The sequence below is a fragment of the Haloferula chungangensis genome, from assembly GCF_042664875.1.
Classification (GTDB): domain Bacteria; phylum Verrucomicrobiota; class Verrucomicrobiia; order Verrucomicrobiales; family Akkermansiaceae; genus Haloferula; species Haloferula chungangensis.
The window spans coordinates 96,037-118,038 of record NZ_JBHTBS010000009.1 but is presented as its reverse complement, the minus strand read 5'-3'; the positions used below and the strand labels follow the sequence as shown (position 1 = coordinate 118,038).

The following is a 22,002-nucleotide window of genomic DNA, read 5'->3' as shown; positions in this document are numbered from 1 at the left end:
GTTTCAGAACCATCATTTGCGCGGGACCAAGGTTTCCGCCTTATCCACCTGACCGGCGGGGCGGCTGTTCTTACTGAGTTCCGCTTCGAAATCCTTCGCCGCGGATCGCAGTTTTTCGGCGATTTCGGGCTGCTCTTTGAGAAGATTGTTTTTCTCGGCCATGTCCTCATCCAAATTGTACAAAGCCATCACGGGCGAGCTGGATCCCTTGCCGCGGCGGGACTTGTCGCTGCCGTTCACCCTGCCGATGTGCAGCTTCCATTTGCCGGAGCGCACCGCCTTGAGCGCGTTGGCTTTGAAATAGAAGAACGCCTCGGTCGGACTCGCGGCGCCATCCACGAGCGTGGGCAGGATGTCCTTGCCGTCGATCACGCGATCGGACGGCAGCTCGGCCCCGGCCAACTTGGCGAAGGTCGGCAGCAGGTCCATCGCCGTCACCAGCTCATCGATCGTCTGGCCCGCGGGAATCGTGCCCGGCCAGCGGACCACGGCAGGCACCCGCTGCCCGCCTTCGAAGGTGCTTCCTTTGCCTCCGGAGAGCGGCCCCGTCTTCCCGACTGAGGGCCCGTTGTCGGAGGTGAAGATCACCAGCGTCTTCTCATCGATGCCATTCGCCTTCAGCGCATCGAGGATCTCGCCAACCGACCAGTCGATCTCGCTGATGGCCTGATTGTAGATTTTGTCGCGGGTAGGGTAGTCGATCCCCTTCTCATCCTTCAGCTTCGCCTTAATGGCATCCGGCACCTCTTCCATGAAGGGCGGTGAGATGTGGATCGGGCGATGCGGAATCGGATGAGGCACGTAGAGAAAGAATGGCTCGTCCTTGTGGCGCTCGATGAAATCGACGGCACGCTCGGTGATCCGTTTCGTGAGATAGTCGGCGTCAGGTTCTTCCTCGATCACCTTCTCCATCTCCATCAGCGGGAGCGGCGGGAAGAGATGCCCCTTGTTGCCGTGAAACGGGTGGATGTCGTGGCTGTAGGGCAGCCCGAAAAACTCATCAAAGCCCTGACGCGTCGGCAGGAATTCCGGCTGGTCGCCGAGGTGCCACTTGCCGAACATCCCGGTCGCGTAGCCCGCCGGCTTCAACACCTCGGCGATGGTGATCTCGTCGGGATTCAGGCCGTTCTTGTCGCCGGAAAGGAAGACGCCGCCGGCCAGGCCGACGCGTTTCGGATAGCTCCCGGTCATCAGCGCCGCACGCGACGGGGTGCAAACATTACCGGCGACGTAGAAGCTGGTCAGCTTCGCGCCCTCCTTCGCCATCTTGTCGATGCGTGGCGTCCTCACGTGATCACCGCCAAAACATCCGAGATCCGCGTAGCCCTGGTCATCGGTGAAGATGATGACGAAATTCGGCTTGTCCGCGAGCTTCGCCGCAACAGATAGAACGAGCGCCAGCATCCATGCCAGCACCCCGTGCGCGATTTGAGGTAATTGACTCATGTTGGTTTGCCTCAGCCCAAGGAGACGGCCAAACGTTGTCCCTTGTTGATGGTGACACCGTTATTGAACTTCAGAACATAACGCTCTGCTTCTACACTCAAGGACGTCTCGACCAATCCTCCGTCCAACTCCACAATGGCGGCTGTCGCAGCAAGTCCGGCCACCCTATCCAGTGTGAACTCCTTCAACTGCAATTGACCATAGTGCAACTCAAGCCCGGCGGACTGTAGACCCTTACCTATTTTCTGTGTGAAGCAGCCCCATCCTTCAGCCGTGGTGAAAGCGGCACGGAAATCCTCCGGGCTCAACTTCGGACCAAAGCCCAATTTCCCCTCCGGACCATCGTAGCGATAACCGAGCGCTGCCAGATAGGTGCCGAAGCTCGCCATCGCCCGCGAATAGTGGTCGGAGCACTCGACCTCATTGTAGGGATTGCGTCGGTCCGCCGAGTAGCGATCATAGATTGCTCTACCAATCGCGAGTCCCTCCTCGACCATGCCTTCGCGGATCATATGAGCGGCGACCTGCCATTCGAAGCCGGTCATGCACTCGTTGAGATAGCCGGCGTAGTTCTTGTTGCCGCTCTTGGGCTCGATCTTGCCGTGCGGAAAGCTGGTCATCACCAGGCCGGCGTCCCCCGGCCCCGCATACCAGCGACCATTGGTCATCACCTTCCGAAACGCTCCGACGTCTGGCGTGAAGTTATATTTCCACAGCGCCTGGAGCGCCTTGCGGGTCTTGTCGCGCGGCAAGATCGGATCGAGGCCGACTTCATAAAGCCAGCTGTCGCCCAGCACCTGATCGATGTGACAACCGTTGGTCGAACCGTGCATGCGCTCCTCGTCATCGGGCGGGATGTGGACGTAGTAACCGAAGTCCTCGTTCCACAATTCCTTCACCATCACCGGTGCCCCCTTCGCAACGATGCGCTCGTAGCGTTCGGCCACCGAGTCTTGCTTCATCTGCCGCGCCATGGTGGCGGCGGCTTTGAGTGAGGCATGATATACATTGATCAGCCAATGCACCTTGCCGTGCCACGGTTCGTCGAGCGTGTTGTGCTGGGCACCCTCAAGGATTCCGTCCTCATCAGGATCCCAATGCTCGATCACCCCGTCCATGGATAACTTCACACGATCCCAGATGCTTGTTAGGAACGCGTAGTCGGTGGTCATCTGGCTCTCACGGAGCACCCGGATGATCGTGCCGCAGGTTCCATCGAGCGCGTCGTCTCGGTCCCTCTTGCCGGGGACATTGTAGCGGAAACTGATCTCGCCATTCGACGTGTCGAAACCAAGTCCGTATTCAATCCGGTCGCGGCACTCGCGCTCGATCACGGGAAAGATCCGTGCCAGGCCCTGCGCGTAGTTCCACACGTGGGTGCAGTTTCCCGGACAACAACGGACGCCTTCCTCCATGTTGTAAATGTCGAGGTTCTTCCCCTGAGGGTAGACCCGCTGCACCATCTGGGTCTGCATGCAGTTGATCGGAATGAAGGCCCGCTCGAGGAACCAATAGGGCAAGGTGGAACCGTACCAAGTATCAACCCATTCCCTGGTCGTGCCGTAGAGTTCGCTTTCGCGATCCGCCACCTGAGCCGCCGCTTCAGTCGCGCTCGGCCACTGGGTCGCGTAGTGATAGCGTCCGGATGAAGTCTTGTAACCAAAACCGGTGCCGTATTTCACCACCGGGACGCGCCACGAAACGGCGAAGGACAGGGTCTTCGACTCACCGGCTTTGAGGCTGAACCTGCGGCCAATGGACGCGGCGTCCGAGTTCCCCTTGGTGCGGTCCCTGGCCTTTTCAAAGACTCCGTCGGCACCGGGATTTGTTTTCTCAACATCCACCAACTCCGGGGTCCCGCCACCGAACACGCCGAGCGCCATGCCGTTGCTGTCAGGAGTTCCCCCGGAGCACTCGACGGTCGCGATGTTTTCCAACTCCCGATACTCGCTGACTTTTGGACCCTTCTTGGCGGCCACGAGGTTCTGGATCCAACCGGCCAGGGCGACTTCGCAAGTCTCCGATGTGCTGTTTGTCACGGTGTAGCGCATCACGATGACCGGATAGCTCGATTCATCGCGATCGAGCGGAATGAAAGGCGTGTAGGCTTCGAGTTGCACCTCCACCGGGAAATCCGCATCGGCGTAATCAACCCGCGCCATCGGGTACTGATTCGTAAAGGTTACATCGCGAAATCCCTCGGCATTCAAGGGACGCGTCCTGCCATCGACTTGCAGTGCGAAGCCCTGCCCGGCAGGCCCCATGGCCTTGTCGGGGCTCATGTACGCCGGGCCTTTCGGATTGTTCTTCTTACGCTTCTGGGCTGTTAGATTCCAATACCAGAGTTCGCCATCGCCGCTCAGATAAACCTGCCCGGTTCCGAGTCCGTTGATCGGCATGCCGATGTAGTCGACCTTGCCCGCCTTCACCGTCGTCGGCTTGCCGCGTGCGTAGAGGCTGTCGATCCACTCCTTGCTGAGCTTCTTGTCGGCCGGGATGACCTTGTCGAAATCCTTCCCCTCGAACGGCCCGGCCATCACCTTGATCCGTCCCGCCATCAGCATGGCGGCGGTCAGAGTGCTTGACCTGATGAAACCTCGACGTCCCAGGGTCTCTGTCCCGATTCCACAGCATTGCGGTGAACGGCAGTCCTCCTTGGTCGCGTTATTCACGACTGGAAATGATTGCCCGAGGGCCTGTTAGAGAGCCTGACCCAACTCTTCGATTCCTGTTTCGAACCACGATCCCTCAAACGGATCATGGGGTCTTTTGTCATCAACTGTCTTTTCATACTGGTGGGTTCTCCAAATTCTCCTCAAAACTGGCCGATGATCAACCTGCTTTCCGCATCGATTGGAACCATCTCCCGAAATGACTGGATGCAAGCAAGCTCCCAGCTCATTTCCCCGAATCTGGCAATTCGCCCGCTGCAAGGTGTCTGATTGATTCATCGGACAGGGCACCCTCATAGACCGTCAGCTCATCGAGTTCACCTTTGAAGCTCTGATTTCCTGCCAGGATGCCCTTGCCCACAAGAAGTGGAACTGAATCCTTCGCATCGGTCAGGGTATACAGGTCGCTGAAGCGGTCATTTCCCTGACTCCCGCCGTGGTGGATGAGTTCCCTTCGCTGGCCATCGACAAAGATCGCCAGAGCAGGTCGACCGTTTTCCAGACTCTCTCCATAGGAAACGGCGACAAGATGATGCCACTGGCCATCATCGATGCGGATGTTGTTGGTGGAATACCAGGACTTCCCAAGCGAGATCCGTGCGACTCGACCACCCGCTTCAACATCGTCCACCGCATGGATCTTCCACTTACCATTGTTCAGCAGGGAACCCCAACCGACGAGTGGAACGGCAGGATTGTAGGCCTCGCTTCCGTCCATGCGAACCCATAAAGCCACCGTTCTCGGACGATTGCCGGAGATCCCCGGCCAGTTCGTCCGGACAAAATCACCGCGCCCATAGAGGCGGAGTGCCTGACCGTGCACCCCGGGAGTCAGGGGAGGATCACCCGCCGGCTTCAAAAGACGTGCCTTGATATCCGGAACGCTCGGATGAGTGCCGGTCACATCCAGCCGACCGTCATCGATCGAATCGAACGAGAGATGAAGGTATGGCAGGCTTGGCGGTAGGTAAGTGAGGAAATCTTCCGCCCGGGCGGGTATCGATCTGAAGCGCCCCGCAGGATCGGCGATGAGGCCTGTCGGCACTTCAAGCGCCTCGACATTCTTCACGCCATGGCGGTGCCTTACTTCGATCTTTCCTTTCAGAAGATGCACTTCATCGAGAGTTTCCGGGGCACAGATCACGCCGAACTCGGTCCCCAGGTCGGTGACATCCATGCGCGGCGTCGACACTCTGAAGCCGATCGCCTCCTCAGGCACATGGAACCAAGCCACGCCTTCCCGGACGGACATCCGGTTTTTTCCAAGCAGTGTTAGATCCGCCGGCGCCCGGACGATCGCCATGACTCCGCTGGAAAGATTGAGTTCGACGACTCCCTGCCGGAGTTCAAGTCGGGATCCTTCCACCAACGTGTCCGCTTCAGGCTCCCTGCCATCCTCATAAGCTGCGGGGTGTGTGACGCTGACAATGGAATCCCGAGACGCCCGAAATACGAGTGGTGGCTCCTTTTTCGGGACCACCACCAGCTGAAACAGGATGCCTAACAGGACCAGCATCGCGGCAGCCACCATGGCCGACTGAATAAACGCACGGCGCTTCTGGCGCTTCATCATCCGCTCGATCGGGACGACATTGGAAACGCCAGGATAGACCATGGCTGGTGTGGAAAGCTCGAGGTCGAGGACATTGTGAAGGTCGATCTGGTCCAGATAGCTCGCGCGCGCTTCCTCGGAACTTTCGAGATATTTCTCGAGTTCGGCGAAATCCCTCGGCGAAAGCTCACCGTCGAGATAGCGGGATACCTTTGCCTCAAACTCCCCTTCAGTCATCGGGCCCCCCTTTCCACCATCATGGTGCTGCGGATGCATTGGCGCAGGCTCGCCCGGAGGCGCGACAGCGTCACCCTCAGGGAAGCGCGCGAGCGGCCCGTTTCTTCGGCAAGCCGACTCATTCCGCCCCGCTGGTTCTCGTAGCGAATTTCAAGCAACTCACGATTCTCAGGAGTCAACTTGCCGAGGCAGGTCTGCAAGGCGAGCCGCTTCGACTCAAGTATTGCCGGCTCCCGCTTTGCCGATTCGGTGGCCAGCGATTGGCAGAGCTCTTCGTTGAAAATCAGAAAGCCATCCCGTCTCATTTTCTTGCGATGATTCAGGATCACGTAGTAGGCCACGGTGCAAGACCAAGCTCCGAAATTGGTGCCGAGCTCGAAATCGCTCATTTTCTCCCATAGAACGACATTCACCTCCTGAAGAATGTCCCGCACATCCGGGCAGCTCGGCATTTGAGAATAAATATACGAACGCAGAATTTCCTGATGATCCGTCAGAAGACGGATAAACTCCTGGGTGTCACTTGCGCTTGCTGCCATCCACTTGGGAATAAGCCAGATCGGGGCCGACCGTTAACAAAATCCCGCCCCAAGCCCAATTTTCCTCTCCGATCGGTTGAGACGAATGCCGGCATCAAAAAAGCCTCCGGGGTGACCCGGAGGCTTGTTCGTCGGGTCCGCAGACCTCTGGTATCAAGAGCGCCGATTTCTGCGGAGCAGCAGGAAGAAGCCGCCGGCACCCGCCAGAATGGCCGCTGATGGCTCAGGGACCGCAGTCAGGGTCAGGCCCCCAATGACGACATGATCAGGGTCATTCGCTTCAGTCACGGTAATGACCAGATTTCCTGCACCGTCGGTGGACAAGCCGCTGAGCTTGCCGTAGCCCGCACCAGCTGCGCCCGCGATATCGGTCGTAAAGTCCTTTCCATCGGCCGCCCAATTCATGTTGAAATTGCCGCTGCCATTGTCGTTATCCCAGCCTCCCTCCAACACGTAAGTTAAGGAGTCGTCCAAGCCGCTAAAGGTCAGCACGAAGTTCCCCCCGCTGGGAATCCCCAAGCTACCACCCTGGTTATTCGAAATATAGCCGTCCTGCCAAACCGCCATTTCATTCAGTAACGACGGAGGAAGCGCCCCGTCGGTTCCCTGGTTGGCAAAGGTGGCCCGCAAGGTATCCTGAGTGGTGTTGTTAGTCAGACTGAAGCTGACGCCAGAAACGGTGGCGCCGCTAGTGTTGATCAAGGTGCCGGCCGCAATCGTCGCCGTCGAATCCAGATCGTCACCGTCAACCGCGATCGACAGACCATCGTCGTCGGTATCGATGTCGAACACGTTAAAATTGGTGCCGGTTGCTAATGTGCCGCCGACGGCGTCGGCACGCGCCTGAGTAGGCTGGAAATCGATACCGATGGTATCACCCAGGATTAGTGCGGCGTTGGCAGCCGGTATCAGTGCAAGGGCACCAATGAAGGTTAGAACGAATTGATTTGCTCTCATGGTTTCATTTTTGGGTTTTGGTGAGTCGGGAGAGTTCGGCTAATCATGGGGTTGGCATGACGATAGTGGCTTCCATACGAACGAAGAGTTTCCCCTCCACCGCGAGGCTTGCAGGGAGGCTGACCGTGACCTGTGCGATCCCGGGCTCGTAGACGTCAGGAACAATGGTGATGGTCACTCCGTCGACGCCGTCGGTCGCTTCCGTCCAGCCCGTCAGATCCGAGCCATACTCAATCACAATGCTGGTGTTCGGATCGCCAGCCGCCAGGTCTGATAGACGACCCGTGAAAACCAGGCTTCCCGCCTCGTCCAGCACACTGGTCGGAGCAAGTTCGCGGTCATCTTCAGGGTTCGTAGGATCACCACCCCATACGTATTCGAAAGCGGTTTCAAAGCCACCACCATCAGAGTCAACATTCGGATCGGAGTCCGTTAGTCCCGCGAAGCTGCCAACCCAGAGGTCGTAAATCGATCCCTCTGTGAGGACTTCAATCATGCCTGTTCCGGTGATGAACCCGGATTCGTGATCCGCCCCGGATCCGATGGCGCCCCACGTTCCGCTGGCCTGACCGACACCATTGATGAACAACATGTCGATCTGGTCGGTTCCGGTGAAGTTGAGGTCCAATGTGGCCGCCCCCATCAGGCGCACATCGGCCGTGTCCTCCAGTTCCGTGGCGTTGGTTCCGTCACCGAGCGAGAGCACACCTGCATAGACCGTGGTGTCGCCGATGTAGCTGTTGACATTGGTAAGCATGACGGTGCCAGCACCGGTCTTGGTAACCCCGGCTGCACCGCTGCCGGAGACAACTCCGGAGATTGTCAGGGTGTCGAGAGCCTCGGCGACGAAGAGATCAAACTGTTCGGCGTCCGCATCAAGAACGGAGATATCTCCGGAGATCTCTGCGGAGTTCCCGGCAGAGAGCTGGATAACCTTATTTCCACCGAAGTTGTCGATCACGACGTCCTGAACGAGATTGACCGTATCTCCCAATTCGAGAGTTCCGGTTTCGTCGAGGATGAAGTCGCCGGTGAAGCCACTGGCATCGAGCGTGGATGCAATCACCGTCGTTCCATCTCCAATGCCCAAATCGCCACCAAATCCAGACTCCGCAAGAACCCCGCTCAGAATCACCGTGCGGTTATCCCTGTTGGGATCAATCCGGCTGTAGTCGGTAACCGTGACAGTTCCCGAGTAGTGGCTGGTCGTATCGTTCTGGTTCGCCCTGAGTTCACCACCGTTCAAGGTGATCGCATTGGCAATGTTGGTGATACCGCCTCCGGCACTTCCAATATTCCCGGTAATCGCCCCCCCTGAATTGATTGTCACAACAGCCTCCCCGAAGGAAGCGTCATGACTGGCGAAAAGAATACCCGCGTTGACAACCCACTCGGCAATCGACTTGCCGGCATTGCTGGTTCCCAGAACGGAGCCCGTGGTGTTGTTCGCCGTGATGACAATGTCCGTGCCGGTAACTTCGATGTCACCGTCGATGTCCAGTCGGCCATAACCATCGATCGTCACGTCGCCGCCAAACACCAGTTCATCGTCAAACGCATTCCTTGCGGTGATCGCCGAAGAGTTCGTGAGCGTGGTTCCGTCTCCGAAGACAAAACTTCCCTTAGCATAGCTCTTGTAGCCGTTGTCGGTTGCTCCCGTTCCAGACGCAGGATTGATGTCAAAAACACTACCGTTGCTGAAACTGAAGGTATTTCCGAAGTCGCCAAGGGAGTTGATATCAGCTTGGAATCTCGCGTTCTTGAGAATGCCCTCGCCATCGACAGTGACCGTGCCCACGAAGTCGTTGTCCACCTCGCCACCGCCAAGTGTCAGCGTTCCATAACCGGAGTGGGTGATGTCGGTTTCGCCGGTGATCTTCACGTTAAGATCCACATACCCCTCACCAGTCACATTGATACCGCCTTCGGCGGCACGGATGCTCTGCTCATTCGCCACCAGGTCCTCGACGAAGTAGTCGTAGAAATCGTTGGCAAAGGAAACCGTGCCTGGTGACACGTTTGATTGAACGTCCAGGTAACCCGCACCGTCATCGCCGAAGACCACATGGTCGAAATCAAAATACTTCTTGTCCGAGGAACTCCAGTTCTCCGAAATTCCGACGTCCCAATAGGTCGGATTCGTGGCGTCCTCCCCGGTCCAACTGTGGGTTTCGAAAGCGGCATCATAGGTGATCCGGCCATTGGCCGAATCATTGACGAAGTTCGGGGTCCGATAGTTTGCGGAATTCTCGAGAACAAAGTCCGTATTCACCGTGCCTCCATAGTTCCCGTAGTTGATCACCGTGAAGACCCCGGCAGTGCTGGGAAAGGAATCGAAGACAACGCTGGTTGTCCCTGCAGGTGAGAGCGTGCCTGTGGTGAAGGCTTCGGCGGACACTGGGTTGATACTCAGGAAACTTCCGTCCGCCAGGTTGAGAGTGCCGGTGTGGCTGCCCTCTCCAGCAAGAGTGCTCCCGGTGTTAATGGAAATATCCGCATTGATGCCACTGCTACTCACCTCAAGGGTGCCTCCGTCGGCGATCAATCCCCCGCTGAATCCCGAGAGATCACCGGAAAGCCTCAATCGGCCACCTCCGGCCACGGTCACCGGGGCTCCACCCGAAAGTGCTCCGCTGATATCCAACATGCTGACACCGGCCAGATCCACTTGCAGGGGATCCGACAGACTGACGGCAGCTGTTAGTTCATGAGAGCCGGCGGATGACGAGACATTCGTCTGCCCAGAGCCATCCAAAGTCAACGCCGAGGGCCCGGCAAGCGTGATCGGCTGGGCACTATCCAGAATCAAATCTCCCACGGTCACGGGAGCATCAAGAGCGACACTGATGGGGCCGGTAAGCGGCAGGCTGTCGGAGAACCGTGCGATGGCGCCAGCACCGTTTGGCACTGATGGAATCCAGTTGGCAGGCGTCGTCCAATTGCCATTACCGTCGACCTGCCAAAACGGAGTTGATGGCGTTCCAATGCTTCCTTCGACCACGATCTGATCGTAATTTGTCCGAGAAGAAGATGAATCACTGCTGCCACCCCAGAAGTAGACGCGGAACTCAACGGAATCGACACCCTGAAGCGCGCTGTTGCTGGAAAGATCGACGTAGAAGTCATCCCAGTCCCCCAAACCTTGCACCACGGTGATTTCCTGGTCGGCGGGGAACAACGCGCCGGATGCCTCCCAGGTGTTTCCGCCGTTGACTTGAGCCACGACATTGAAGAATTCAGCCGGTCTGCCATTGGTGAGATTGGCGATCGCCGCGGCGATCGAGAATCCACTGACGTTGAGCGTTCCGGGAACATCTGCGGTGACGGTGACAGTCACGTAGTCACCATCGGCAATTGCAGTGGCAAGGTCCTCTCCGGTGGCATCGTTCGCCGTTCCGCTGAAATTGCCTGCATCCGTCGCCCCGAATGCCGTTCCGCTGGCCGCGAATCCGGTGTTGTCTCCAAGGGTCGTCTGGAGAATGAAATCGCTTGCAGCTCCGGCACCGCTGACGGCCGACGCACTGGCTCCCGAGGCAACCGTTGTCGCGCTCAGGGTGTTTGTGCCGCTGCCGGCGCTGCCGAAATCATAGCCGGCGAGGATGTCGGCATTGGCGGAGGACAGTCCGCCGAGCAGCACAGCCCCCAGCGTCAGCATGGGATTATTCAAGGGTTTATTGGATTTCATTTCAATGGGTTGATCTGGATTTTGGGTCGAATCGTGGGTTATGGATGGAGCCGGCAGAGATGGATGATCCTTCCAGTCATCACGTCTTCCTGAGTCACACCGGGACTCCGGAATTGATGGATTTCTTCAATAATCTGCACTGCTCCAATGGTAATACTCCCCTACCCAATCAAACGTTAACGAGAATTCCTCGAGATTCGACAACTGCGTGCCATTTCCTCAGCCAGCAGGTATTCCGTTAGGGAAACGGGGGCCTGGATCGAACGCCCCTCCGGGCGAATGGGAAGGAAGGATGATGGATCCGACAGACTGATCGCCTCCGCGACAGCACCCTCCAAAAAGAGGGGGGACGTGCTGTCATGACTGCCGGATGCTGATGCAGGCAATGGCTCTTGCGCAGGGAAAAACTGCCTTTCCAGAATACCGGAAACTTTCTGAAACCTACCCGACCCGCTGCCGTATTGAACTGATGGATTCGCCTGTTAAAAAGCCCTTCTCCGCTCAGCGAGCCATGCCAAACAACCCACCACGATGAAACGAACCACCATGCTTCTCACCCTGCTGATCACCGGCTTGGGTGGGACCATCGGCCTTGCCGAGGAAAGCCCTGACAAGAAATCCCCCAACTTCGTGATCTTCGTGGCCGACGACATGGGCTGGGGAGATTCCGAGACCTTTGGCAACGAGCTCATCAAGACACCTAACATGAACAAGCTGGCGGAACAGGGCGTCAAATTGACCCAGTGCTACTCCGCCTGCGGTGTCTGCTCGCCTTCTCGCTCCGCCATCCTGACAGGCCGCACGCCCTATCGAAATGGCGTCTACCGCCACCTCTCCGGCAATCACGAGGCGCACCTCCGAACCAGTGAGATCACCTTCCCCGAACTCCTGAAGAAGGCCGGTTACGAAACCTGCCACGTCGGCAAGTGGCACCTGCTTTCGAGACAGCAGTTCGGCAAGGCCGAGTTCCCCCACCCTGACGCCCACGGCTACGATTACTGGATGACTACCCAGAACAACGCGTCGCCAAGCCACAAGAACCCGGACAACTTCGTCCGCAATGGCGAGCCTGTGGGTGAAATGGAGGGCTACTCGGCCCAATTGGTGGCGGCGGAGGCATCACGATGGCTCGAGGAAATCCGTGACTCTTCCAAGCCCTTTGCGATGACCGTCTGGGTCCACGAGCCGCACTCGCCGATCGCCACGGACTCGAAATTCCAAGCTCTCTACAAAGGTCACGAGAATGCCAAATACATGGGAAACATCACTCAGCTCGACGATGCGCTCGGCACGGTGATGAAGGCGCTCGACGCTCAGGGAGTCAGCGACAACACCTTCGTTTTCTTCACCTCCGACAACGGTCCCGTGCCCGGCTACGGCGGCTCCAGCGGTGGCCTGCGCGGGAACAAGCGCAGCGAGTTCGAAGGCGGCATCCGCGTGCCTGGAATTGTCCGCTGGCCTGGTCACGTGAATCCTGGCACCATCAGTGACGTGCCGGTCATCGGCACGGACGTCTTCACCACGATCCTCGACATCGTCGGCATCCCCCTGCCTGCGGACCGCACGATCGACGGTGCCGACATGCGTCCCGGGCTCGAAGGCAAGCCCATCGATCGCAAGGTTCCGCTTTTCTGGCGCACTCATGTTTCATCGCCACAGGACCGCGTCGCGATGCGCATCGGCGATTGGAAAATCGTCGGCGATGAAACCCTCACGAAGTTCCAGCTCTACAACATTGCCGATGACCAGCAGGAGAAAAACGATCTTGCCGCGAAGATGCCCGAGAAGACCGGCGAGATGAAAGACAAGCTCATCAAACTCTGGGATGGCATCGTCGAGGAAGGTCCCAACGAATGGTGGGAGAACGAGCGACAGAAACCCTCGAAAGGTGGAAAGATCAGCTACTGATCAGAGATTTCCATGAGTCCCTTTCGTTCACTTCCGTTCCTCGCTATCGCCTTCGCGCTTTCTGTTCTGAAAGCGGAAGCATCGAAGCCTAACATTATCTTCATCCTGGCTGACGACCTTGGCGTGCAGGATGTAGGATTCATGGGCAGCAAGTATTTCGAGACCCCCGTACTGGATGAACTGGCGGAGGACAGCCTCGTGTTTGAAAACGCGTTCATGTATCCGACCTGCTCGCCGTCACGTGCGGCGATCCTGACAGGGCAGCAATCGTTCCGCACCGGTTGCTACACCGTGCCGGTGCTGGAAAAGGGAAACGCTGAGGACAACATCTTTTCCCGATGGACGGTCGGCACGGAGCACCCCGTCTACTCACAGCCACTCCGCGAGGCCGGCTACAAGCAGATCCACCTCGGAAAGTGGCACATCGTCGGCCCCCATCCTGATCAAGAATCCGCCACCGAATTCCCTCTGCAGAAAGCCCTTAAGCAGCCGGCAAACGGTGACCTGAGCTGGCTGCCCGCGCACCGTTCGCCGGAGATTCAGAAATACTATCCAAACGGACGCGGCTTCGATGAGAACATCGGCGGCACCTGGTGGGGAGATCCCTCGCGAGGCTATCAGAAAGGCTACAACGCCCCGGGCGGCGGCTACGTCGCGCCCTTCAAAAACCCCTTCATCGAGGAAAAGGAAAACGATGAATGGCTGACCGATCGTCTGACTTCAGACGCCATCGACTTCATCGATCGACACAAGAACGGTCCCTTCTTCGTGAACCTCCACTACTACGCCCCGCACATGCCCTCGGTGCCGAGGAGTGAGGGCTCCATGAGGCACTTCATGACGAAGCCGGCCGACTCCTCCACCGGGCAAGGTCAGGCCAAAGGAAAATCTCGCGAGTCCATCGCCGCTTACGCAACGATGGTCAAATCGATCGACGACAACCTACGACGTCTTCTGGACTACCTCGACCAAGCCGCCCTGCGCGAGAATACAGTGATCATCTTCAGTTCGGACAATGGCTTCAATGGAAGGCAGAGCGTGAACGGGAACTTGCGCGGAGCGAAGGGCCACATCTACGACGGCGGCCTGCGCGTGCCGGCACTCATCAACTGGCCAGGCGTGGTGAAGGCTCGACGGGACGAGACGCCCATCCATGGTCTCGACCTCTTTCCCACCTTTCTCGATCTCGCCGGGATGGACGACTACCAAGGCCCGCTGGATGGCAACAGCCTGCTCCCCCTGATGAAAGGTCAGCCTTTCGCAGATCGCTACCTCTACTGGCAGATCTCCAGCACCTACAAGAACCCACCTTGCTCGATTATCCGCAAAAACCAGTGGAAGCTCATCCAGTTTCTAAAAGACGGCAGCACTGAACTCTACAACACCGACCAGGATCCGAAGGAGAGCAAGGACCTCTCCAAGCACCAGCCCGAGATGGCTCAGGAGCTCCTCAAGCAACTTGAGTCCTGGCGGAAAGAGAACAAGGTTCCCCTCCCCCCCAGCTCGCCATTAAATCATTGAATGCCCCCATTCTCCCATAACCCATCACGACAACATGAGATTCCGAACCCTTGCAACCGTCATCACCTCCCTGCTGGTGGCCAATCCCCTGATCCATGCTCAGACCGCAGACGACGCCCATATGGAGTGGTGGCGTGACGCCCGCTACGGCATGTTCATTCACTGGGGACTCTACTCGATCGCCGGTGGCGAGTGGCAAGGGAAGGACTACGGAAAGGAACAGGGCGGCGCCAGCGCCGAGTGGCTGATGAATAGCGCCAAGATTCCGGGGAAGGAGTATCGCGACACTCTCACGCCCCAGTTCAATCCAACCGACTTCAACGCCAAAGAATGGGTCTCCCTCGCCAAGGAGGCAGGCATGAAATACATGGTGATCACTTCCAAGCACCATGATGGTTTCTGTCTCTTCGACACCGATGCCACCGACTACAACGTGATGGATGCAACACCATTCAAACGCGACATCATCAAGGAGCTATCGGAGGAGTGCGCCCGGCAGGACATCAAGTTCGGTGTCTACTATTCCCAGTTCAAGGACTGGTATCACCGCAGCCGGGGAAGAGGAAATCCCGGGACACTCAGCAACGAGGAATACCTTAAGCTGGTGGAAAAGAACCTCGATGAATTGCTCTCGAATTATGGTGAGATGTCCGTGCTGTGGTTCGACGTGGGTGGCAATGATGTGGTCGAAGCCGATGCCCAGGGCGCTCGGGTCCGCGAGTTGCAGCCGAACTCCGTGATCTGCAGCCGGCTCTACAGCCGCAAGGTGCCGGTGGAGAAACAAAAGTATGCCGACTTCAACTCCCTGCCCGACCGCATGCTTCCCTCGGAACGGATGACCGAGGACACCGAGACCTGCATGACGATGCGTCACAACTGGGGTTATGACCACACTGACGATGCTTGGAAAAGCGAGAAGGACATCGTCGAATTCCTTGCGCTCTGTGCCGCACGGGGAGTGAATCTCCTTCTCAACGTCGGCCCTGATCCGAAGGGCAACATCCTGCCCGAGGAAGCCGAGCGACTCAAGGCCGCCGGAAAGTGGATGGCCGCCAATGGCGAGTCGATTTATGGCACGACCGCGTCCCCCGTAGACTTCGATTTCTGGTGGGGTGCCATGACCCAGAAGGACGAGACGGTCTACCTGCATGTTCTCGAATGGAAGCCGGAAGGCATCGAGTTCAATGGTCTGATCGGCAAGCCAGCCAAGGCTTATTTCCTCGCCGATTCAGAAAAGGCGCCCCTGCCGATGAGCTATGACCCGAAGGGACATGTCACAAAGATCGAAGTCCCTGAGGACGCTCCGGACGCCCGTAATACAGTGATCGCCGTCGAGTATGAGGACGGCGTAAAAGCTGATCCGTCAGCAAAGGGCAAGTATTACTGGTACACCACCCGCGCCAAACGCCACACGGAGATCAGGAACAGCAAGAATGCGGGCCAGCACAAGCTCCCGGGAGCAGTCAAAGCCGCCCGATAAGCACGAGTCATGCACGCTTCATTCAAATCCGCCGTCCTGGCGCTCATCTGCCTGGCTAGCGCCGGCGTGTCCGCCTCGAGCAAGCCAAACATCATCTATATTCTCGCCGATGACCTCGGGTATGGCGACGTCCAGGCACTCAACCCCGAGCACGGCAGGATTCCAACGCCGGAGATGGATCGCCTGGCTAAGGAAGGCATGGTTTTCACCGATGCGCACAGCAGCTCATCGGTCTGCACGCCGACCCGTTATGGGATTCTAACAGGCCGCTACAACTGGCGAACCCGCCTGCAAAGCGGGGTCATCTACGGTTTCGACCAGGCTCTGATAGAACCTGACCGCCTGACCGTGGCAGGCTTCCTCAAGAAGCAGGGTTACAACACTGCCTGCATCGGCAAATGGCATCTTGGCATGGGAATGCCCACCACTGACGGCAAGCCCACCCGTGGCAAGGCCGCTCAGAACATCGACTGGAAGGGAAAGATCACCGGCGGACCGGTCGATCTGGGATTCGACTACTATCATGGCATCTCGGCTTCACTCGACATGCCTCCCTACATTTATATTGAGAACGACCGGTTCGTTGGCGAAGCCACGGCGACCAAGGAATTCCATCCCAACCGCCGGGGCCCGGCGCACCCGGATCTCGAAGGAGTCGATGTGCTTCCGGAAATTGCAAAGCGGTCGGTGGGATATCTTGAGAAGCAAAAGAGCGACAAACCGTTCTTCATTTACATCGCGCTGACCTCCCCCCACACACCGATCGATCCTTCGAAGGAGTGGCAAGGGAAGAGCAAGCTCGGAGCTTACGGCGATTTCGTCATGCAGACTGACGCCGTGATTGGCCAGATCATGGCTGCTGTTGACACGTCTGAATTCGCGGAAAACACCATGATCATCGTGACCAGTGACAACGGCTGCTCCGCGAAGCCCGCCAAAGCGGACGAACTGGAGAAAGCCGGGCACTTTCCCAGCGCGCAGTTCCGTGGCTACAAGTCCGACTTGTGGGACGGCGGCCACCGCGTTCCTTTCATAGTACGCTGGCCGGCAGCCGTGAAAGCGTCATCGACCAGCGATGAAATCGTCTGCCTTACCGATCTGATGGCGACCGTCGCCGAGTTGACAGGGACCCGGTTGCCCGAAACCGCCGGAGAAGACAGCGTCAGTTTCGCCCCGGCCCTGAAAGGAAAGACCATCGAATCGACACGCAAGGGCGTCGTCCACCATTCCATTGGTGGTCGCTTCGCCTATCGCGAAGGAAAATGGAAACTGCTTCTCACAAAAGGCTCGGGAGGCTGGACGAAGGAAAAGATTTCTGATGACTCCCCTGCCCAACTCTACGACATGGTAGACGATCCCGGCGAAACGAAGAACCTTTACAAGTCCCATCCTGAAGTCGTCGATCGCCTACTCGCCCACCTGCAATCAGATGTGAAGCGCGGTCGCAGCACCGCAGGGCCTGACCAGGATAACGACCGCAATGTGAACTTCGCGAAGGGATTCAAGAGACGGTGAGGCGGCGCTCGGAGCCTCCAGAGCGCCAAAGTGCTGACAAGTCCCGACAACACCGCGAAACCCCGAGTGATTTCATCCGTAACCAAGCGAGAACCTACCATGACAACCCCGCCATTCCTCATCGCCCTGTTTGCCACAATCGTCGCACTCGAAGCCGCGCCGAAACCCAACATCGTCTACATCCTCGCCGATGACATGGGCTATGGCGACGTGCGCTGCCTCAATCCCGAGCGCGGCAAGATCGCCACGCCACACATCGATCGCCTGGCGGAGGAAGGAATGATCTTCACGGACGCCCATTCCAGCTCCTCGGTCTGCACGCCGACCCGCTACGGGATTCTAACAGGCCGCTACAACTGGCGCACCCAACTTCAACAGGGAGTTCTCTGGGGCTACAGTGCCCCCTTGATCGAAGCAGACCGCCTGACCGTCCCCGCCTTGCTGAAAAAGCAGGGCTACAAGACGGCGATGGTCGGCAAGTGGCATCTTGGGATGGACCTCCCGGTACTTGAGGGAAAGCCGATCATGGACGGCCCGCCGGACTCGCGGAAACCCAGGCAGACGCACATCGATTGGAAGGGCGAGATCAAGAACGGCCCCGTGGATCGTGGCTTCGATTACCTCTACGGCATCTCGGCCTCGCTCGACATGGCCCCCTACATCTGGATCGAAAACGATCGCTTCGTCGGAGAGGCCGACAACAGCAAGCCGCCCCAACCCGCGCCGGGATTTGTCAAGGCCCAGGTCCTCCCGGAGATCGGACGCAAGACCGTGGAATACATCCGCAAGCAGGACGCTTCACAACCCTTCTTCGTCTACGTCCCTCTAACATCACCGCACACTCCGATCGTCCCGACCGAGGAATGGAAGGGAAAGAGTGGCCTGGGCAGTTACGGTGATTTCCAGATGCAGACTGACCACGTGATCGGCGAGATCATGAAAGCCGTGGACGCTTCGCCATTCGCCGACAACACGCTGGTCATCGTCACGGCCGACAATGGCTGCTCGAAGGCGGCCAAGATCGACCGCTTGGAAGCACAGGGTCATTTCCCCAGCGCGCAGTTCCGCGGATCGAAGGCCGACCTCTGGGATGGTGGCCACCGCGTCCCCTTCATCGTCCGCTGGCCGAAAGGCGTGAAGCCCGGCTCGACCAGTGAGCAGACAATCTGCCTGACCGACCTGATGGCCACTTGTGCCGAGCTCAGTGGCACGACCGTCCCGGATGGTGCCGGCGAGGACAGCGTGAGTTTCGCCCCGGCGCTCAAGGGCGAGCCGATTGCTTCCAGCCGTCAGGGTGTGATCCATCACTCGATCAGCGGTCACTTTGCCTACCGTCAGGGAAAATGGAAACTGCTGCTGGCGAAAGGTTCGGGTGGCTGGACTTCCCCCACCGAAAAGCAGGCCGCCAAGGACGCCCCCGTGGCGCAGCTGTACGATCTGGAAAAGGATCCCGGCGAGACGAACAACCTCTACGACTCCCATCCTGAAGTCGCCGCCCGCCTGCTGGCTCAGTTAGAGGCTGATGTCACCAGCGGCCGCAGCACAAAGGGGTCGGAGGCGAAAAACGACGTTGCGGAGATTCAGCTTTGGAAGAGCGGCAAGTGAAGGTGGACGAGACTGAACTCGTGTCAGGAAATCCCCGCCCTCACCCGATCAAGCCGCGTCCTGACAAAAAAGAGGACATATACCAAAATCCATTGCGGCTATCCTGAAGAAGTTCCCCCCGAGAAATGGATAGCGTATCAATGAAGAGCATCATCGCCATAAGCCTCCACCTTCTCCTGATGACGGACTTCGTCATGGCGGAAACCCAGAATCCGCCGCCGCAGGCGGAAGCATCGAGCAAGCCGAACATCATCGTCATCATGGCGGACGATCTCGGCTACAACGACCTTGGATCCTACGGCTGCAAGGACATCCCGACACCCCATCTCGACAAGCTGGCGAGCGACGGCGTGCGCTTTACTTCCGGCTACGTCACCTGGCCGATGTGCGGACCCTCGCGCGCGGGCTTTCTAACAGGCAAGCAGCAGTCGAAGTTCGGCTACTACGAGAATGTCTCGGCACCCTTCGATCCCAAGCAGGGCCTGCCGAAGATCGAGACGATTGCCAGCCTGCTGAAGAAGCAGGGCTACGTGACCGGCGGCGTGGGCAAGTGGCACATGGGCACCACAAATGACCAGCATCCGAATGCCATGGGCTTCGACGACTGGTTCGGCTTCCTCGGCGGCGGACTGATGTATTTCCCGCTCGACCATCCGTCCTACAAGGGACGCTTCGCGCCGATCAAGCGGCCGCTGAACATGAAATATCTCCAGCACACCATGCCGGTGATCCACAATCGCGAGCCAGTGGAGTGGAAGCAGTATCTCACACGCGAACTGACCGATGCGGGTATCCGTTTCCTCGAAAAGAAACGGAAGGAACCCTTCTTCCTCTTTATGTCCTACAACGCCCCGCATCTCGACCTGGAGGCACCGGAGGAAACGATCGCAAAATTCCCTCCAGAGAAGATGAGCAAAATCCCCGGAGTGAAACCGGCCGATCGCTCGGTCTATGCCGCGATGGTCTGGGAAATGGATCAAGGCATCGGGCAGCTGCTGGCGAAGCTCGACGAATTGGAGCTCAGCGAGAACACGGTGGTCTGGTTTCTGAGCGACAACGGCGGCATGAGGAAGACCAGCGACAACCGTCCGCTGCGGGGAACCAAGGGCGCGCCCCACGAAGGCGGGATCCGCGTCCCGATGTTTGTCCGCTGGCCGGGCAAGGCTCAGCCCGGGAAAGTGCTCGAAGATCCGGTCACCTCGCTCGACATCACCGCCACTTCGATCGCCATGGCAGGTGGCGATCCTCAGGCGGCCAAGCTTCACGGCAAGGACATCCGCCCCTACCTAACAGAGCAGACCAAGGAGCCGCCCCACAGAACCCTCTACTGGCACACCGCCCGCGGTCCGGCTCCTGAGGGCGTGATCCGCGATGGCGATTTCAAGCTGATCATCGGCAAGAAGAGCGTCGAGCTCTACAATCTGAAGGAGGATCTCGGAGAGACGAAGAACCTCGCCGCCGAGTATCCAGAAAAGGTGCAGGCGATGAAGGCGCGCTGGCTGGAGTGGGACAAAGACAAGGCCCCTCCCCTGTGGACCGGCGACAAGAACATCCAGTACGCCGACTACGATTGGCTCAAGGGAAGCCCCCACTACCGGGACGGATCCGAGTGAGATTCGGCCGGGCCGGGGCAGGTGCTTCCACGATCAGAACTGACCGTTCAAGGGGACATTCGGCGCCAGATTGGCGGCCGTCGTTGCGCCTCCCCTCCCTCCTTGCTTCCACCGGGCGATTTGTCGGCGTAGCATCGCGGAATCTTTTCTCTTGGGCACTCTTGCCCTCCTCGCCGGCTCGGTCACCGTGACGCTGGCCGGCGGCCCCCTCAGCAAGACCCGTCATGACCAAGGAGGTGAAACACACCTTCTGGTGATCCTGCGACAAGTGCGTGAACCCGATAATGAAGTGGATCATCCCAAAGGACTACCGGCTCTGCTCTTCATGCGAGGCTTGCTGGTATTACGCCGTTCTAACAGGGGACTACTGACCTACTAGCCTTCTTCGCTTTCACGAAAAAAAGCAGCACCGGAGGAACCGGGGCTGCTTTGAAAGTGGAGGTATTGGATGCTTATCCTACCTACGACGACGGAGCAGGACCAGCCCGCCAAGACCACAGAGGGCGAGACTGGACGGTTCGGGGATGACACTCATCGTTGCGCCCTGCAATCGAATCTGCCCACTACCTGTCCTGCCAATACCCACCCCAATGGGATTGCCGACATCGGCAGCTTCGACGTCAAAAACAACGGTGTAGAGCATGCCTTGAAGGTTTCCGCTACTAAAGGTGTTGGAGCTCGCACCGTCAAAAGTGCCAGTCACCTGGTTGCCCGCAGGATTCGAACTCGCGTAAAGATTGAGGGTGTGTTCTCCAGCCGTTTGCGGGGTGACACTAAAAGTGATTGGCCCCCCGTCACCTGGACCTTGAACATGATTGTCCACTCCAATCGTCGCTGCTCCTGACTGGCCGTCCCATTTGTTAGCTCCGGCGTTGGTGAATTGGCTAATGACGATTGAACTGGTATCAAAGATCGTCCCGCCGACGCGTTCAACGTAGTTATTGCCAGCATCTTCAACCCAAAACCAATCCGCCGAACCAACGGTATCCAAGTTCACGACACCGAATCCTGGCTCGGAGACCACGTTGGTGGTGACCGTTATGGCGGCGTTCGTGGCCGGGATAGCCGTTGCTACGGCAACAACGGTCGCTGCCAATGGCAAGCGGTGCAGGGCTAATCGAGAGATCTTCATTCTTCGTATTTTTTGGGTTATTTAGGGCAAAAGCGATGCGCTAGGGGAATCCGTTCCGCGCTTGTTAGGGCGCCACACAGCGGTGCCATTAGGAAACTAATGACATCTTATTGCGGGGGGAGTCAATGTCCTATTCCAAG

Annotated in this window: 14 protein-coding genes; 7 read left to right on the top strand and 7 right to left on the bottom strand. The window is 58.2% G+C overall.

Annotated elements, in window-relative coordinates; translation table 11 throughout:
• Positions 1 to 12: 12 nt before the first annotated feature.
• The 6 genes from ACFQY0_RS16270 to ACFQY0_RS16245 form a co-directional block, all read right to left on the bottom strand.
• The gene (locus tag ACFQY0_RS16270) at positions 13 to 1,446 is read right to left on the bottom strand and encodes a sulfatase family protein (protein WP_379714512.1); all 1,434 of its coding nucleotides are present in this window, start codon (positions 1,444 to 1,446) and stop codon (positions 13 to 15) included.
• Between the two features lie 11 nt (positions 1,447 to 1,457).
• Positions 1,458 to 4,010 (bottom strand): GH116 family glycosyl-hydrolase, encoded by a 2,553-nt coding sequence (locus ACFQY0_RS16265; protein WP_379714510.1) that lies wholly within the window; start codon positions 4,008 to 4,010, stop codon positions 1,458 to 1,460.
• Positions 4,011 to 4,344: 334 nt separating this feature from the next.
• Entirely contained in the window at positions 4,345 to 5,907 is a 1,563-nt protein-coding gene (locus ACFQY0_RS16260; RefSeq protein WP_379714508.1) for a LamG-like jellyroll fold domain-containing protein, read from the bottom strand.
• Entirely contained in the window at positions 5,904 to 6,446 is a 543-nt protein-coding gene (locus tag ACFQY0_RS16255) for a sigma-70 family RNA polymerase sigma factor (protein WP_379714506.1), read from the bottom strand. The genes ACFQY0_RS16260 and ACFQY0_RS16255 overlap by 4 nt, the downstream gene beginning before the upstream one ends.
• A 153-nt stretch (positions 6,447 to 6,599) precedes the next feature.
• On the bottom strand, positions 6,600 to 7,403 hold the full coding sequence (locus tag ACFQY0_RS16250) for a PEP-CTERM sorting domain-containing protein (protein WP_379714504.1): 804 nt from the start codon (positions 7,401 to 7,403) through the stop codon (positions 6,600 to 6,602).
• 43 nt (positions 7,404 to 7,446) lie between these two features.
• Positions 7,447 to 11,088 (bottom strand): beta strand repeat-containing protein, encoded by a 3,642-nt coding sequence (locus ACFQY0_RS16245; protein WP_379714502.1) that lies wholly within the window; start codon positions 11,086 to 11,088, stop codon positions 7,447 to 7,449.
• 531 nt (positions 11,089 to 11,619) lie between these two features.
• On the opposite strand from ACFQY0_RS16245, the gene ACFQY0_RS16240 reads away from it, so the two are divergent.
• From ACFQY0_RS16240 to ACFQY0_RS16210, 7 genes are all read left to right on the top strand, one after another.
• Positions 11,620 to 12,996, top strand: a complete 1,377-nt coding sequence (locus tag ACFQY0_RS16240) for a sulfatase-like hydrolase/transferase (protein WP_379714500.1) — start codon at positions 11,620 to 11,622, stop codon at positions 12,994 to 12,996.
• Positions 12,997 to 13,008: 12 nt separating this feature from the next.
• Positions 13,009 to 14,517: a sulfatase gene (locus ACFQY0_RS16235; RefSeq protein ID WP_379714497.1), complete on the top strand. Its 1,509-nt coding sequence runs from the start codon at positions 13,009 to 13,011 to the stop codon at positions 14,515 to 14,517.
• 34 nt (positions 14,518 to 14,551) lie between these two features.
• Positions 14,552 to 15,997, top strand: a complete 1,446-nt coding sequence (locus ACFQY0_RS16230; protein ID WP_379714494.1) for an alpha-L-fucosidase — start codon at positions 14,552 to 14,554, stop codon at positions 15,995 to 15,997.
• A 9-nt stretch (positions 15,998 to 16,006) separates the two neighbouring features.
• Positions 16,007 to 17,512 carry a sulfatase family protein gene (locus ACFQY0_RS16225; RefSeq protein WP_379714491.1) on the top strand — a complete coding sequence of 502 codons (1,506 nt, stop codon included), beginning with the start codon at positions 16,007 to 16,009 and terminating at the stop codon, positions 17,510 to 17,512.
• Positions 17,513 to 17,611: 99 nt separating this feature from the next.
• Positions 17,612 to 19,117, top strand: coding sequence for a sulfatase family protein (locus tag ACFQY0_RS16220; protein ID WP_379714489.1), 1,506 nt, complete (start codon positions 17,612 to 17,614; stop codon positions 19,115 to 19,117).
• Positions 19,118 to 19,242: 125 nt separating this feature from the next.
• Positions 19,243 to 20,730 (top strand): sulfatase, encoded by a 1,488-nt coding sequence (locus ACFQY0_RS16215; protein ID WP_379714486.1) that lies wholly within the window; start codon positions 19,243 to 19,245, stop codon positions 20,728 to 20,730.
• A 151-nt stretch (positions 20,731 to 20,881) separates the two neighbouring features.
• Complete coding sequence (locus ACFQY0_RS16210) at positions 20,882 to 21,109, top strand: hypothetical protein (RefSeq protein WP_379714484.1); 228 nt, start codon at positions 20,882 to 20,884, stop codon at positions 21,107 to 21,109.
• 78 nt (positions 21,110 to 21,187) lie between these two features.
• On the opposite strand, the gene ACFQY0_RS16205 is transcribed toward ACFQY0_RS16210, so the two are convergent.
• Entirely contained in the window at positions 21,188 to 21,862 is a 675-nt protein-coding gene (locus ACFQY0_RS16205) for a PEP-CTERM sorting domain-containing protein (RefSeq protein ID WP_379714481.1), read from the bottom strand.
• Positions 21,863 to 22,002 lie beyond the last annotated feature (140 nt).

What these genes read in the sequence shown, in the direction of transcription:
- ACFQY0_RS16230 (WP_379714494.1), top strand. Translation starts at nt 14,552, where the DNA reads ATGAGATTCCGAACCCTTGCAACCGTCATCACCTCCCTGCTGGTGGCC.
- ACFQY0_RS16240 (WP_379714500.1), top strand. Translation starts at nt 11,620, where the DNA reads ATGAAACGAACCACCATGCTTCTCACCCTGCTGATCACCGGCTTGGGT.
- ACFQY0_RS16250 (WP_379714504.1), bottom strand. Translation starts at nt 7,403, where the DNA reads ATGAGAGCAAATCAATTCGTTCTAACCTTCATTGGTGCCCTTGCACTG.
- ACFQY0_RS16205 (WP_379714481.1), bottom strand. Translation starts at nt 21,862, where the DNA reads ATGAAGATCTCTCGATTAGCCCTGCACCGCTTGCCATTGGCAGCGACC.
- ACFQY0_RS16265 (WP_379714510.1), bottom strand. Translation starts at nt 4,010, where the DNA reads ATGCTGATGGCGGGACGGATCAAGGTGATGGCCGGGCCGTTCGAGGGG.
- ACFQY0_RS16225 (WP_379714491.1), top strand. Translation starts at nt 16,007, where the DNA reads ATGCACGCTTCATTCAAATCCGCCGTCCTGGCGCTCATCTGCCTGGCT.
- ACFQY0_RS16260 (WP_379714508.1), bottom strand. Translation starts at nt 5,907, where the DNA reads ATGACTGAAGGGGAGTTTGAGGCAAAGGTATCCCGCTATCTCGACGGT.
- ACFQY0_RS16220 (WP_379714489.1), top strand. Translation starts at nt 17,612, where the DNA reads ATGACAACCCCGCCATTCCTCATCGCCCTGTTTGCCACAATCGTCGCA.
- ACFQY0_RS16255 (WP_379714506.1), bottom strand. Translation starts at nt 6,446, where the DNA reads ATGGCAGCAAGCGCAAGTGACACCCAGGAGTTTATCCGTCTTCTGACG.
- ACFQY0_RS16245 (WP_379714502.1), bottom strand. Translation starts at nt 11,088, where the DNA reads ATGAAATCCAATAAACCCTTGAATAATCCCATGCTGACGCTGGGGGCT.
- ACFQY0_RS16215 (WP_379714486.1), top strand. Translation starts at nt 19,243, where the DNA reads ATGGATAGCGTATCAATGAAGAGCATCATCGCCATAAGCCTCCACCTT.
- ACFQY0_RS16270 (WP_379714512.1), bottom strand. Translation starts at nt 1,446, where the DNA reads ATGAGTCAATTACCTCAAATCGCGCACGGGGTGCTGGCATGGATGCTG.
- ACFQY0_RS16235 (WP_379714497.1), top strand. Translation starts at nt 13,009, where the DNA reads ATGAGTCCCTTTCGTTCACTTCCGTTCCTCGCTATCGCCTTCGCGCTT.